A 12,538-nucleotide genomic window follows, 5' to 3' on the forward strand; every position below is an offset into this window, starting at 1 on the left:
ACTCAGTTGTAGATTATAATAAGATTAAGATATTTTGAAAAGAGTGAGACAATATGGATACAGCTACTCATATTGCTATCGGTATAGGCCTAACAGCAGTAGCAACAACAGATACTGCGCTAGGCGGAAATTTTGCTGCAACTGCTACTGTATTAATTGCTGGTTCGTTAATTCCTGATAGTGATACTGTACTAAAATTAAAAAATAACGCAACCTATATTTCGAATCATAGAGGGATTACCCATTCTATTCCATTTACAATCTTTTGGCCATTACTACTAACCTTATTAGTATATGTCTTTTTTAAAGATTTAGATCCACTTCATATTTGGCTATGGGCACAACTCGCTGTATTTTTGCATGTGTTTGTCGATATATTTAATTCATACGGGACACAAGCATTGCGACCTATTACAAATAAGTGGATTCAACTTAGCGTCATTAACACATTTGACCCTATTATTTTTACAATTTTGCTCATCGGTATTTTATTATGGGCATTGGGGTTACATCCGTATGTTGTTTTCGGACCTGTGCTGATCATCTTGATTTTTTATTACATTCTGCGCTTTCAAATGCGTTTCTGGTTAAAAAAACAAGCATTAAATCAAGTAGAACATTTAGGCACACCAATTAAAGTCTTTGTGGCACCGACCATTCGCTTTAAAGAGTGGCGTATTGCAATTCAAACAGAAAAACATGATTACGTCGGGCGTAGTTATGGTCGAAGCATCGTGTTTAGTGATAAAGTTAAACGCCAACCTTATCCAAGCCCAGAAATTATGCAATATGCACAATATGATCATAATATAAGAGCATTTTTAAATTTTTCTTCGATTTATCGTTGGCATATTAAGCATATTGATAATGAGACAACAGAGCTCCGATTTATTGACTTACGGTATTTAAAGAAAGGACATTATCAATTTGTTGCTATTGCCCATCTCGATAAAGAAATGAAAGTTGTACATTCGTATACGGGTTGGGTATTCAGCGAAGAAAAGCTGATGAAAAAGTTATATGCCCAATAAATCATATATGACAAAACCTAGTCTCTATTGTAAGGGACTAGGTTTTTTATGAATTTCACTCAATCCATTAATCAAATTAAGATTTAAGTTGTTGATGTTCATTGGGTCTCAACTGTGTCACATAATCCTTCAATGCGAAACTAAAGACAATCATTAAGCCCATAAAACAAAAGAAGTAAATATGATATCCCAAGTTATTAATCGCATCTTTACCTATAATCACGGACTGCTGCATGCCGTTCACTAAATAAAAAATAGGATTCAGCATCAACAACCGCGTTTGCCATCCTCCATCTGGAATATACAAAATAGGCGATAGACAAAATACGATTAAAGAAACGATATAAAATACTTTATCTAACTTTGGATATAAAATATAAATCATTCCTAATAAAAATGAGATCACTGTAATAAAAAACAAACTCATTACAATATAAAACAATACACCAATCACTGTTGTGTCTGTATTAAGAGGTTTTAACCAAGCCATCACAAGCGTTAATATAAGCAAGACTAAACTATAGAGTGCACTCGACAATAACACGTGAAGAAACGGCGTGCTGTTGTAATGACGTGTCACATAATAGTCTCTTGGAAAAAAACGGTAATTAATAAAGATGGCAATCCAAATAACGGCGAAAGTCATTAAGCCTGTAAGTCTATAATCTATTGTTGCTAATTTGACATCAACAGTCCCTATTCTCCTAAAAATCATCGTGATGATAAATGTCAGTAGGATACCTATAGCGAAAGTCAATAACGTCCACTTTCTATGCATTTTTAGGCGATATATACTATGTCGGTATATTCTAGGAATATTTTTGTAAAAACGAATTAAATTCTCAACCATTTTTCCACCTACAATTCGATATAAAGCCATTTTGAATTTTTCAAATCTGCAATAAAATAGCCCTCATCCGTTTTTGTTATCCATACATCACTTTTAATATGGTATTTGTCTTCTAATTTCGACTTGTCCACAATCGGATACGTAAAGCCCATTAAATGATTACGGTCGTCAAACAACATTGCAATCGGTTGTTCAATAACAGGCTCAACGAAGCGGTCTTTCTTTCCTGGTACAAGTGTATCATTCACTTTCTCATGTGATTTATGTAATTCCCCATTAAAGTAATCGACATAGTTGATATAATTACTTTTCATATAAGGTTCTAAATCTTTACGCTTCACATCTTTGTATAAAGCAGCAGGATTAAAATATTCAAATTTTCCTTTATCAGCTTTATAAAAAGAACCGTTAACTTGTATTTTATATGTCGCTTTATTTTCACCTACAATAGTTGCTATCGAATAATGTGGCATGGTGATTGTTTTGCGCCCATGCTCTAACGATGTCAAAGTGACCGAACTCTCATTGACAATCCCATATGCAAGTTTTTCTTCATAAGGATCTTTTGCTTGTTTGGAAATTGTAGGTTGCGTTGTTATTTGTGTGCTGTCTATTTTACCTATCCCACTGATGACGAGGAGACTTGCCGCACACATGCCAACCAAAAATAAAATAGACCATAACCAAATTCTCGAAAGAAAGGCAGGTGGTTTTGCGTGATGATAACGCTCAATTCTCTTAAAATTGTATGTGAGTTCCGGCATTCTACTGCGATTTCTTTTCCAATCTTCATCAAAATGCTTTTTCTCCTCATCTGTTTTAAGGGAATCCATATCACGTTGATGTGCCATAAATTTAGGATAAACTTGGCTAATGGCACCTTCTTTTCTTAATTGACCATGTGATATCCAGGCCAAATAGTTGCTCACAGCTTTCACTTTATCGACATCATTATCGATTGTAATCCACGTCCACTCACGCTCAACATATTCTTGCATCATTAGTTGTGCTTTTTCAAAAAACGCTTCATTCAAATAACTTAAAATATGACTTAATATCACAATTTCAGCATCAGAAGAACGGGCCAAACTAAAAAGCAATTGTGCATATTGTGCATCTGTCAGTTGGCTTACTCGCTCTGTTTTAACCTCTTCTAGATGTGCATATTTAATAATTTGTGACACCTTGTGTGCAGCCGCTTCATAAGGATAAAGTTGAACGACGTCACTGACATAATCTTCAACTGTTGTATCCTCAACTGATTTTTGATTCATATTCGCATAAAACATCGAAGCTTTTCTTACAATTCGACCTTTATCAGGTTGAACCGTGCCTGCTAATATTTCACCTACTAGTGACTTGGAAGCATCCGCTTCCCCGATGATACCTAAAGCTTCACCTTCATAGACATATAGCGAAATATTATTCAGCTCAATATCTTCGGGCTGATAACTAAAAGGTTTAAGCACATTTTGTTTTTTTTGATTGCGATAATAATGTGTTACATTAATCATCTTCAAGACAATTGAACTACCCATGCGCGCTACCCCTTTTATAATTTTAATAATGAAATTGGCAATCCTTCTTCGGGGTCACTATGATTAATTCTAAATCCCCAAGCAAAGATTCCTTTTAAACGTTCAACTTTAAAAAAGTCTTCTGTACCATCTTTCAATTTATATATTTTACCTATTTCTATCTTATCTGTATCGATAAGGTAGCTTTCAGCAATAACGACTTTATTGGCATAGACATCATATTCATTCATGATACCGTTCATTTCTGCTTTTCGCATTTTCTCTTTACTCGTTTGGATCACATGTAAAATCTCTTGCCTATCCATTTCACTTAAACGTTTATCACTCATTTTCGATACCACTTTCTGATAATTTTTGTCTAATCTCATCGTATTGATAGCCTTTTCTCAACAATCCTTCTACAGTTTTCATATAGAGGTGTTGCCCACTGTATTTCTTCTGATTTTTATTATAGACTTTCTCTAAATCACGTTGCAATAATTTGTCTATCATTTCTGAATCCTGTTCTATTTCGAGTTGATCCATTACTTTATAAATTGTATCTAAACGATACCCTTTTTGTTGAAGTGATTGTTGAATTTTCAATTTCACCTTGGAGACAGGCCCCTTTTTTTGTTTCATAATTTTTTCAGCTAATGCCACAATAGCATCGATTGGCTGCTCTTCTTCATATAATTGAACGCCTTCATCAATTAAGTCCGTTTCTATGCCAGCTTCTAGTAACTTCTGTCGAAAGATTTCAGGCCCTTTATCCGTCGTACGAAGTAATGTATTTTTTAAGCTTATCATATAGTCACGATGATCAATTAATTGAAGATGTTCACAATAATCTATCGCACGTGCGATGACCGCCTCTGGAAAGTCTTGCTTTAAGAGATGTAATTTAATCTCCTTACGTGTACGTTTGCGATAAGATAAGTATTGCATGGCTTGATTAATCGCTTGTCTATCATACTCTTCTTGATTAATCGCATCGATTTGTTTTTTATCGACGATGTCTCCCTTTTTTAAATTAAAGGCTACAAGCGTATCCATAGAAATACCCATTGCAAAAACTTGATCTATATAAATATTAAATCTCTCTTTATTGTTTTTTTGAACTTCTATTTTAGTTATCTCATTCATCTTATCACCCCAAATCATCACAAAAGGGAGTGGAACAGAAATCGATTAGATTTCATTGTCCCACCCCTGTCTGGTTGACTCACATTAAGCATGCTTAATATAAGCTAGACTTAACTCGGCCATTTACTATCAATGGATCAATTTTAAAAACTTTTATAGCACTCTTTTATTATGCCATATATTTGTGTTAAGCACCAAGTTGTTGCAATGCCTCAGTGTATTGTTGTTCACTAATATAATTTTGTTGCTTCATTTTTTCTAACGTCATTTTAGTTCGATTTATAAAAGCGGGTGACATATCATTAACATCGTAAACTGAAGGTGCATTCACTTTGCTTGCAAGGATTGCACTTTGTAACACGGTGATTTGAGGTAAATTTGTATTTTGTTGATTCGTTGTTGTTCCGAAATAATAACGTGCTGCAGATTCAATCGTATAATGATTGTCTCCATAAAAAATATTATTCATATAATAACTTAAAATCTGCTCTTTACTATATGTTCTTTCAATGCGTCTCGCAACAAACATTTCTTTTAGTTTTCTTGTTACCGTCTGTTGGTTATCATAATAAAAGTTTTTAGCAAGCTGTTGGGTAATCGTACTTCCGCCTTGCAAACGATTTTTATCTTTTATCGACGCAAAAATGGCTCGAATGCTCCCTTTATAATCGACACCCGAGTGATGGTAAAACCGTTTATCTTCCACTGCAATAAAAGCACCTCTCGTATATTTAGGCATTTGCGATGCACTCACATAACTGTCTTTTTGCTCGATACTTTTTAAATCAGATACATCCGCTTGCTGTGAGAGCATATACATCAAACCAATAAACAATGCAGCAATAAAAATTAAGACAAAAATCAATGTACGAAAAATGCGTCTTGGCTTCTGTTTTTTAGGCGGTTGACCTACAGGCTGGTAATACGTATTGTAATGCGGCGCATTGTCATGGGGTTGTGCGGCAGACTTCCCCATTCGGTCTTTTCTTCTCATCCATGATGACCTACTTTCTCAATTTCAATTCACTAATTACTGTGAGTTTATCAAGTCCTATGAAATTTATCTATATATTTAATCAAAAATCAGTCTGCAGGATGAGGTTAAGCACGTATTTTGAATATTGATGTATAAAATGAAAAAATGGGTATATCAATCTTATAGGTTACTATATTGGAAAGGGAGTCGTAATAAAATGGGAAAAGTTAAAGCGAATATGGCACTTATAGAAGCATTAAAAGCTTGGGATATCGATCACGTATATGGTATTCCTGGTGATTCTATTGATGCAGTTGTGGATGGTCTTAAAAGTGCCGAAGATTCAATCAGATTTATTCATGTACGTCATGAAGAAGTTGCGAGTCTATCAGCTGCAGCTTATACAAAACTTACAGGTAAAATTGGGGTTGCTTTAGGAATAGGTGGTCCTGGTGCAGTACATTTATTAAACGGCATGTATGATGCGAAACTCGATAATGTACCGCAATTAATCCTCTCAGGACAAGCCGACAGTGATAAACTTGGGACAAAAACATTCCAAGAAATTAATTTACCGAATTTATTTGAAGATGTTGCTGTATATAATTACCAATTAAAAGACAGTGATGCTGACAATGTCTTTCAAATTGTAGATGAAGCTATTCGTACTGCCTACGAAAAGAAAGGCGTTGCAGTACTTACACTTCCAAACAACATTTTGAATACTAAAGTCGATGATAACTTCCCTTCTGAAGTTAAGCCTTATCAAAAAGAAAGACGCCAACCCGCTACGCATGAAATTCAAAAAGCCGCACGTTTATTTAACGACAGTAAACGACCTGTCATCCTTGTTGGTAAAGGGACTGAAAATGCGAAAGCAGAAGTACGTCAATTTATAGAAAAAGGTAAAATCCCTACAATTATCACATTGCCGTCTAAAACAATTGTCGGCGATCAGCATCCTTATAATTTAGGAAATATCGGTAAAATTGGTACAAAACCGTCATATCAAGCGATGCAAAACGCAGACTTGCTTATTTTAGCGGGGACAAATTATCCGTATATAGACTATTTACCTAAGAAAGATATTCCAGCTATTCAAATTGATGAAAACCCTGAAGCTATCGGACATCGTTTTAATGTTGATGCCCCAATTGTCGGTGATAGTCAACTGGCACTCCAAGCACTGATCGAAGCGATTGATCCGGTTTCTGACCGTCCATTTTTATCTGAAATGTTAGACCATAAAGAAACTTGGGAAGGCTGGATGAAAGAAGACAAGAAAAATACAGCTAAGCCTATACGTCCAGAGCGGTTAATGGATGCGATTAATAAAGTAATCACTGACGATACGGTTATTGCTGCTGACGTAGGAACATCTACAGTATGGTCTACACGTTACCTAAATCTTGGCGTTAATAACCACTTTGTTATTTCAAGTTGGCTCGGTACGATGGGCTGTGCACTTCCAACTGCGATTGCCTCACGCATTGCCTATCCAGGTCGCCAAGTGATTGGTATTACGGGAGACGGTGCTTTTGAAATGGTAATGCAAGACTTTGCTACCGCTGTTCAATACCGTTTGCCGATGGTACTATTTGTGCTCAACAATACGGAATTATCATTTATTAAATACGAACAGCAAGAAGCTGGAGAATTAGAATATGGTATAGACTTTAGTGATATGGACTTTGCTAAATATGCAGAAATTTGTGGTGGCGTTGGTTATACACTTGATAATCCTGACGACATTGATGCTATTGTACAAACAGCTGTACAACAACATAGACCGACTATCGTTAATGTTTATGTCGATAAAAACGCTGCGCCACTCCCTGGTAAAATTATGCCAGAACAAGCGCTAAATTATGCAAAATGGGCATATCGTAGTTTAACTGAAGATCGTAAATTTATTTTTAACGAAATGCCGTCACTGTCTACAGCTGTTAAACGTTTCCTTTAATTAATCGATTGTACAAATGCTAATATTTCCAAGCATCAAAGAGCTATATTGAAGGCGAAGAAAATTTCAAATTACGAAAGGCATACAGGTTTTTTGCTTGAGAATTTGTATCCTAGCTAGCACTCGGAGCGAGTTGGAAATCCATTCGATTTCTACCTCGCTCCTTTTTATTGACCGCTTCTTCCTTTAAAAATATATTTCTGATTAAGACGTAAAAAACTACCGTCAAATAAGATTTGACGGTAGCCTTCATTAATTGAATCTTGAATTATTTTAATGCATTCACAATTTCTCTGTTAAAGTCATCTAAGTCATCAGGAACTCTACTTGTCACTAAGTTTTTGTCCACAACAACTGACTCATCCACCACTTTAGCGCCTGCATTTGATAAATCTTTACGTACGTTAAGCACTGCAGTCAATGTACGCCCTTTTAATTCATCTGTATCAATTAAAATTTGTGGGCCATGACAAATGGCAAATGTTGGTGCGTCTTCTTTTAAGAAATATTTTGCGAAAGTACCATATCGTTGTTCTTCATCTCCACGTAATAAGTCTGGAGAAAAACCACCTGGCAATAATATCGCATCATAATTTTCAGGTTTTGCATCAGCAATACTTACATCTACAGTTGCTTTTGCACCATGTTTACCAACAACTTCTGAATTGGCAGTATTTCCGATTACTTCTATTTCATGTCCAGCTTCTTCTAAAGCTTCTTTTGGACTTGTAAATTCAATATCTTCAAATTGGTCTGCTAATAATACTGCTATTTTTTTTGCCATGATTCAATCACCTTTCTTTATTGTATCTAGTGTATTAAATACCCGGATTGAATTTGACTAAACATCACAAAATAAACTATTTACGTAACTGACTTACTTTTACTTCAAGTTGGTCTAGTAAATGAATCCACTCATCGATATCTTCAACGCTCACCTCATCAGGTTTGGTATGTTCTAATTCTTCTAAAAATTGAGATAATCTTTCTTTTATTTGATTCATCGTTTGTGGCTCTTTCATACTTTGCGATTCTCCTTTATAATTGCATTGTCATAGCTATATTAACATGAATTTGATATTCCTCAATAGCCAATATCAAACAATCATGTATTTTAAGATGAGGAGTTTTGATTATGATAAGCACCAAAAAGGATCCTATTACTATTAAAAATGATCCGTGGGAACCCTATTCAGATATCAATCGATATGGGCAACCTGTACTGAGTAATGTTGAATTTACAACAACTAATTTGTGCAATATGCGTTGCAGCCACTGCGCCGTGGGTTACACATTACAGACGAGAGACCCCGACCCGCTTCCAATGTCACTCATCACGCAACGATTAGATGAAATTCCAACTTTACGCACGATTTCTATTACTGGCGGAGAACCTATGTTTTCTAAAAAGTCTATTCGTGAAGTTGTTAAACCATTATTAAAATATGCCGAGCAACGGGGTATTTATGTACAATTGAATTCTAATTTAACCCTACCTTTAGATCGATATTTAGATATTGCTGAATATATCGATGTTTTACACATTTCACATAACTGGGGCACAATTGATACATTTACTGAAGTTGGATTTGGCGCAATGGACAAGCAGCCCCCATTAAAGGCGAAATTAAAACTCTATGAACAGATGATTTCAAATGCTCAAAATTTAAGTCGTCAAGGGATGTTTGTGTCAGCAGAAACAATGTTAAATAAAAGTACTTTACCTTATTTAGAATCAATTCATCATGAAGTGATTCACGATATGAAATGTCAACGTCACGAAGTGCATCCCATGTACCCTGCTGATTTTGCGAGTCAATTGGAAGTACTCGATCTTAAAACGATGAAATCTGCAATCTCACATTTATTAGATGTGCGCGATAAAGACACTTGGATGTTGTTCGGTACATTACCTATTTTTCCTTGTTTACAAGATGAAGCTGATGCACAATTAAGAGAAAAATTAAAACAAGCGCCAAATGTATCGACACGAAATGATCCAGATGGCAGAAGCCGTTTAAATGTGAACGTATTTACGGGTAACGTCATTGTTACAGATTTTGGCGACGAAACCGGTACGATTTCAAACATTAAACAAGATCGTTTAACAGATGTATTTCAACGTTGGATGGCGACGCCACTATCAAAATCGATCAATTGCCATTGTCCTCAATTTGAATGCTTAGGTCCTAACATTCTAGTTAAAAATATGTATTACTCAAATGTTGATTTTAAAAAACAAGAACAACGGATGCACCAAATTTTTTCTTAATCCATTGAAAATATCCATATGCTAAAAAGGCAAAGATGTGTTTACAAAAGTAGAAGGGTCACTTCTGTAAATCATCTTTGCCTCTTTTTTAACTCAACGCTACACGTATTTTTCAATTACGCTTCAAATTTTGTATTTAAATCAGTCTAAAACGACATTCCATCGGGACTGATGCAACTCTAAATTAATCGTTTTTACTGTTTACGTTTTAAGTCAGAAATAAATTGTAATGTTTTTTTGCTTTCTTTTCTTCTTTCTTTACGACGTTTCACACGCACTTCAGCTGTTTCATGAAACCATTTTTCAGCTTCAGTTTCTGGATAAATGTCAGGTACTTTTGTAGGTTTGCCATCTTCATCCAATGCAACGAATGTTAAAAAGCTTAATGCCGCTAACTCTTGCTTATTATTATGAATATCTTCAATCATAATTTGAACACAAATCTCCATCGAAGAACTGCCGGCATATGACACCATAGCGATATAAGTCATGATATCGCCATTTTTAATCGGTTTTAAAAAGTCTACAGAATCCGTTGAAGCAGTGACAACGGTATTATTTGCATGCTTCATCGCACAAATTGCAGCAATCTCATCGATATTGGCCATCATCGTACCGCCAAACAGCGTGCCTAGGTGATTTGTATCCGTCGGAAATACTTGTCTAGATTTATATACTTTTGAATCTTTCATTGCTCTTTTTTCTACATTTGTCATATTCTAAACCTCTTTTTATATCAATTTGCCCAATTTCCATCTTTGAAAACTAACTCTTCAGATCCATCTACTTTAACGCCATATATATTCAAATCACGACTACCAATCATAAAGTCAACATGTTTCAGTGAATCATTTAAGCCATGTGCTTTTAATTCTTCGCTCGTCATCTCTGTACCGCCTTTAAGGTTAAATGCATAAGCTGCACCTAATGCGATATGACAAGAGGCATTTTCATCAAATAATGTATTATAAAAAATAGTATTACGATTAGATATCGGTGAATCATCAGGAACTAAAGCCACTTCACCTAAGCGACGTGCACCTTCATCTGTATCTAATAAAGAGGCAAGCACTTCTTGACCTTCTACCGCTTCAAAATCAACGACACGACCTTCTTCAAATGTCAGTTTAAAGCCATCAATAATTGTACCATTATAACTTAAAGGCAATTTATTCGAAACCGTGCCATTCACGCGTCGGCAATCAGGCGCTGTAAAGACTTCTTCAGTTGGAATATTAGCGATAAATGCTTGGCCATCAGGTGTATAGCTCGTTGCATCTTCCCAAATATGGCCTTTCGCCAAGCCAACGACTAAATCTGTACCTTCAGAGATAAAATGAAGTGCATCATAAGCTTTATCATTAAGGTAATCGGCTTTCTCTTTTAATAATTGTGTATGTTGCTCCCAATTGGCGATCGGATCATTCCCGTCGACTCTGACGATATTCAATATATCATCTAAAAACTTCGCAAAAGCAGCTTGTGGCTCTAAATCTGGATAAACTCGCTGCGCCCATGCTTCTGATGGATAACAAGCTACCACCCAAGGAAATGCATTCTTTTGTGATTCCACCATATACGGTTTAAAAGCATGACTATGATTTAATTGAGCGGCTTTTAATTTATTCGTATCTATTCCATTCAATAAATTAGGATCTTCAGTAATCAGTGCTAAGTTACTTGCACCACGATTCGCATAATCCATACGCTCTTCTACATCATAGGCCTTCACATCTTTTTCAAAAAATGAAGCTGGTTCATATTCATATGCATAACGTTTGAGTTGTGGGTCGGCGTATTTCACTCTGACGTCAGAAGCACCTGCAAGATAAGCTTCTTCTACGATACGTCTCGTAAAATCTACAGCCTCAACTGTTGTTCTGATAAACACGGGTTGCCCTTTCTGAACGTTCATTCCAACGTTGACGAGTAATTTTGCATATTGTTGTAATCTTTCTTCAATTGCCATTAAAATACCCCCAATTGTCTATTTTCTTATATCACCCAATGCCTCCGTAATACCAGACATTTCACGAGGTGTAAAATCCTTTTTCGTTGTTACAAAAGCATAAATATCTTCTATATCTTCGCGATGGGATTCGCTGTAGTTATCCGGATCAATTAAACCTGGATTGACTAAGTTTAATCGATTGCGTATTTCTATAATCATTTCTTCAATTGTCTTTGACATGATGACCATCCTTTCGTCTACAATATTTTATCAAAGTGACGAATGTTTGAAAAATTTTTAACAGAATTACTTTCGTATTGTTTTAAAAACAGCTAAAATGGGCATATAGATTAGGACACGGAGGTTATCTACATGACAACAGTTGCTTTTGTATGTTTAGGCAATATTTGTCGATCTCCAATGGCTGAAGCAATTATGCGCCAACGCCTTAAAGATCGCAATATTGACAACATTGAAGTATACTCAAGAGGTACGGGCAAATGGAATTTAGGAGAGCCCCCTCATGAGGGTACCCAAAAAATTTTAAATGCGCACGACATCCCATTCGATGGTATGATTAGTGAATTATTTACAACACAAGATGATTTTGACTACATTATTGCAATGGATCAAAGTAATGTAGATAATATTAAAAAAATTAATCCTCATCTTAAAGGGAAGTTATTTAAATTATTAGAGTTTAGTGATATGACAGAAACAGATGTGCCTGACCCATATTACACAAATAATTTTGAAGGTGTCTATGAGATGATACAATCTTCTTGTGATCATTTAATAGACTATATTATTCAGGATACGCGAAAGGAGTAAC

Annotated in this window: 14 protein-coding genes; 4 read left to right on the top strand and 10 right to left on the bottom strand. The window is 35.4% G+C overall.

Annotated elements, in window-relative coordinates; all coding sequences use genetic code 11:
- Nucleotides 1-53 precede the first annotated feature (53 nt).
- Nucleotides 54-1,031 carry a metal-dependent hydrolase gene (locus tag HMPREF1208_RS06225; protein ID WP_016425489.1) on the top strand — a complete coding sequence of 326 codons (978 nt, stop codon included), beginning with the start codon at nt 54-56 and terminating at the stop codon, nt 1,029-1,031.
- Between the two features lie 76 nt (nt 1,032-1,107).
- Here HMPREF1208_RS06225 and HMPREF1208_RS06230 read toward each other — a convergent pair whose 3' ends face one another.
- From HMPREF1208_RS06230 to sgtB, 5 genes are all read right to left on the bottom strand, one after another.
- On the bottom strand, nt 1,108-1,881 hold the full coding sequence (locus HMPREF1208_RS06230) for a hypothetical protein (RefSeq protein ID WP_016425490.1): 774 nt from the start codon (nt 1,879-1,881) through the stop codon (nt 1,108-1,110).
- Nucleotides 1,882-1,889: 8 nt separating this feature from the next.
- Nucleotides 1,890-3,419 carry an ATP-binding cassette domain-containing protein gene (locus tag HMPREF1208_RS06235; RefSeq protein WP_016425491.1) on the bottom strand — a complete coding sequence of 510 codons (1,530 nt, stop codon included), beginning with the start codon at nt 3,417-3,419 and terminating at the stop codon, nt 1,890-1,892.
- A 14-nt stretch (nt 3,420-3,433) separates the two neighbouring features.
- Complete coding sequence (locus tag HMPREF1208_RS06240) at nt 3,434-3,748, bottom strand: YfhH family protein (protein WP_037559167.1); 315 nt, start codon at nt 3,746-3,748, stop codon at nt 3,434-3,436.
- Nucleotides 3,741-4,544 carry a recombination regulator RecX gene (recX, locus tag HMPREF1208_RS06245; RefSeq protein ID WP_037559169.1) on the bottom strand — a complete coding sequence of 268 codons (804 nt, stop codon included), beginning with the start codon at nt 4,542-4,544 and terminating at the stop codon, nt 3,741-3,743. The genes HMPREF1208_RS06240 and recX overlap by 8 nt, the downstream gene beginning before the upstream one ends.
- A gap of 187 nt (nt 4,545-4,731) precedes the next feature.
- Nucleotides 4,732-5,538: a monofunctional peptidoglycan glycosyltransferase SgtB gene (gene sgtB, locus HMPREF1208_RS06250; RefSeq protein WP_016425494.1), complete on the bottom strand. Its 807-nt coding sequence runs from the start codon at nt 5,536-5,538 to the stop codon at nt 4,732-4,734.
- A 199-nt stretch (nt 5,539-5,737) separates the two neighbouring features.
- Here sgtB and HMPREF1208_RS06255 point away from each other — a divergent pair, with 199 nt between their 5' ends.
- Nucleotides 5,738-7,483 (top strand): pyruvate oxidase, encoded by a 1,746-nt coding sequence (locus tag HMPREF1208_RS06255; RefSeq protein WP_016425495.1) that lies wholly within the window; start codon nt 5,738-5,740, stop codon nt 7,481-7,483.
- Between the two features lie 268 nt (nt 7,484-7,751).
- On the opposite strand, the gene HMPREF1208_RS06260 is transcribed toward HMPREF1208_RS06255, so the two are convergent.
- Nucleotides 7,752-8,267: a type 1 glutamine amidotransferase domain-containing protein gene (locus HMPREF1208_RS06260; RefSeq protein WP_016425496.1), complete on the bottom strand. Its 516-nt coding sequence runs from the start codon at nt 8,265-8,267 to the stop codon at nt 7,752-7,754.
- A 76-nt stretch (nt 8,268-8,343) separates the two neighbouring features.
- Nucleotides 8,344-8,505, bottom strand: coding sequence for an SE1561 family protein (locus HMPREF1208_RS12195; protein ID WP_016425497.1), 162 nt, complete (start codon nt 8,503-8,505; stop codon nt 8,344-8,346).
- 113 nt (nt 8,506-8,618) lie between these two features.
- Here HMPREF1208_RS12195 and yfkAB point away from each other — a divergent pair, with 113 nt between their 5' ends.
- On the top strand, nt 8,619-9,755 hold the full coding sequence (gene yfkAB / locus HMPREF1208_RS06265; protein WP_016425498.1) for a radical SAM/CxCxxxxC motif protein YfkAB: 1,137 nt from the start codon (nt 8,619-8,621) through the stop codon (nt 9,753-9,755).
- Nucleotides 9,756-9,949: 194 nt separating this feature from the next.
- Here the strand turns inward: yfkAB and HMPREF1208_RS06270 are convergent, their stop codons facing one another.
- From HMPREF1208_RS06270 to HMPREF1208_RS06280, 3 genes are read right to left on the bottom strand one after another with little or no spacing between them, the layout of a single operon-like run.
- Complete coding sequence (locus HMPREF1208_RS06270) at nt 9,950-10,471, bottom strand: acyl-CoA thioesterase (protein ID WP_016425499.1); 522 nt, start codon at nt 10,469-10,471, stop codon at nt 9,950-9,952.
- A gap of 20 nt (nt 10,472-10,491) precedes the next feature.
- A complete protein-coding gene (locus HMPREF1208_RS06275; RefSeq protein ID WP_016425500.1) occupies nt 10,492-11,724 on the bottom strand; it encodes an aminopeptidase in 1,233 nt (410 codons plus the stop codon).
- 18 nt (nt 11,725-11,742) lie between these two features.
- Nucleotides 11,743-11,946 (bottom strand): DUF1128 family protein, encoded by a 204-nt coding sequence (locus tag HMPREF1208_RS06280; RefSeq protein ID WP_016425501.1) that lies wholly within the window; start codon nt 11,944-11,946, stop codon nt 11,743-11,745.
- A gap of 132 nt (nt 11,947-12,078) precedes the next feature.
- Between HMPREF1208_RS06280 and HMPREF1208_RS06285 the strand changes: the two genes are divergently transcribed.
- Nucleotides 12,079-12,537, top strand: coding sequence for a low molecular weight protein-tyrosine-phosphatase (locus HMPREF1208_RS06285; RefSeq protein WP_016425502.1), 459 nt, complete (start codon nt 12,079-12,081; stop codon nt 12,535-12,537).
- The last annotated feature ends 1 nt before the right edge of the window (nt 12,538 follow it).

Origin of the sequence: Staphylococcus sp. HGB0015, assembly GCF_000411275.1 — a bacterium.
GTDB classification, from domain to species: Bacteria; Bacillota; Bacilli; order Staphylococcales; family Staphylococcaceae; genus Staphylococcus; species Staphylococcus schleiferi.

Bases quoted from the DNA above. Each gene is read 5' to 3' on its own strand.
- recX (WP_037559169.1), bottom strand. From the start codon at position 4,544: ATGAATGAGATAACTAAAATAGAAGTTCAAAAAAACAATAAAGAGAGA.
- HMPREF1208_RS06255 (WP_016425495.1), top strand. From the start codon at position 5,738: ATGGGAAAAGTTAAAGCGAATATGGCACTTATAGAAGCATTAAAAGCT.
- HMPREF1208_RS06275 (WP_016425500.1), bottom strand. From the start codon at position 11,724: ATGGCAATTGAAGAAAGATTACAACAATATGCAAAATTACTCGTCAAC.
- HMPREF1208_RS06285 (WP_016425502.1), top strand. From the start codon at position 12,079: ATGACAACAGTTGCTTTTGTATGTTTAGGCAATATTTGTCGATCTCCA.
- HMPREF1208_RS06225 (WP_016425489.1), top strand. From the start codon at position 54: ATGGATACAGCTACTCATATTGCTATCGGTATAGGCCTAACAGCAGTA.
- yfkAB (WP_016425498.1), top strand. From the start codon at position 8,619: ATGATAAGCACCAAAAAGGATCCTATTACTATTAAAAATGATCCGTGG.
- HMPREF1208_RS06235 (WP_016425491.1), bottom strand. From the start codon at position 3,419: ATGGGTAGTTCAATTGTCTTGAAGATGATTAATGTAACACATTATTAT.
- HMPREF1208_RS06230 (WP_016425490.1), bottom strand. From the start codon at position 1,881: ATGGTTGAGAATTTAATTCGTTTTTACAAAAATATTCCTAGAATATAC.
- HMPREF1208_RS06270 (WP_016425499.1), bottom strand. From the start codon at position 10,471: ATGACAAATGTAGAAAAAAGAGCAATGAAAGATTCAAAAGTATATAAA.
- HMPREF1208_RS06260 (WP_016425496.1), bottom strand. From the start codon at position 8,267: ATGGCAAAAAAAATAGCAGTATTATTAGCAGACCAATTTGAAGATATT.
- HMPREF1208_RS06240 (WP_037559167.1), bottom strand. From the start codon at position 3,748: ATGAGTGATAAACGTTTAAGTGAAATGGATAGGCAAGAGATTTTACAT.
- sgtB (WP_016425494.1), bottom strand. From the start codon at position 5,538: ATGAGAAGAAAAGACCGAATGGGGAAGTCTGCCGCACAACCCCATGAC.
- HMPREF1208_RS06280 (WP_016425501.1), bottom strand. From the start codon at position 11,946: ATGTCAAAGACAATTGAAGAAATGATTATAGAAATACGCAATCGATTA.
- HMPREF1208_RS12195 (WP_016425497.1), bottom strand. From the start codon at position 8,505: ATGAAAGAGCCACAAACGATGAATCAAATAAAAGAAAGATTATCTCAA.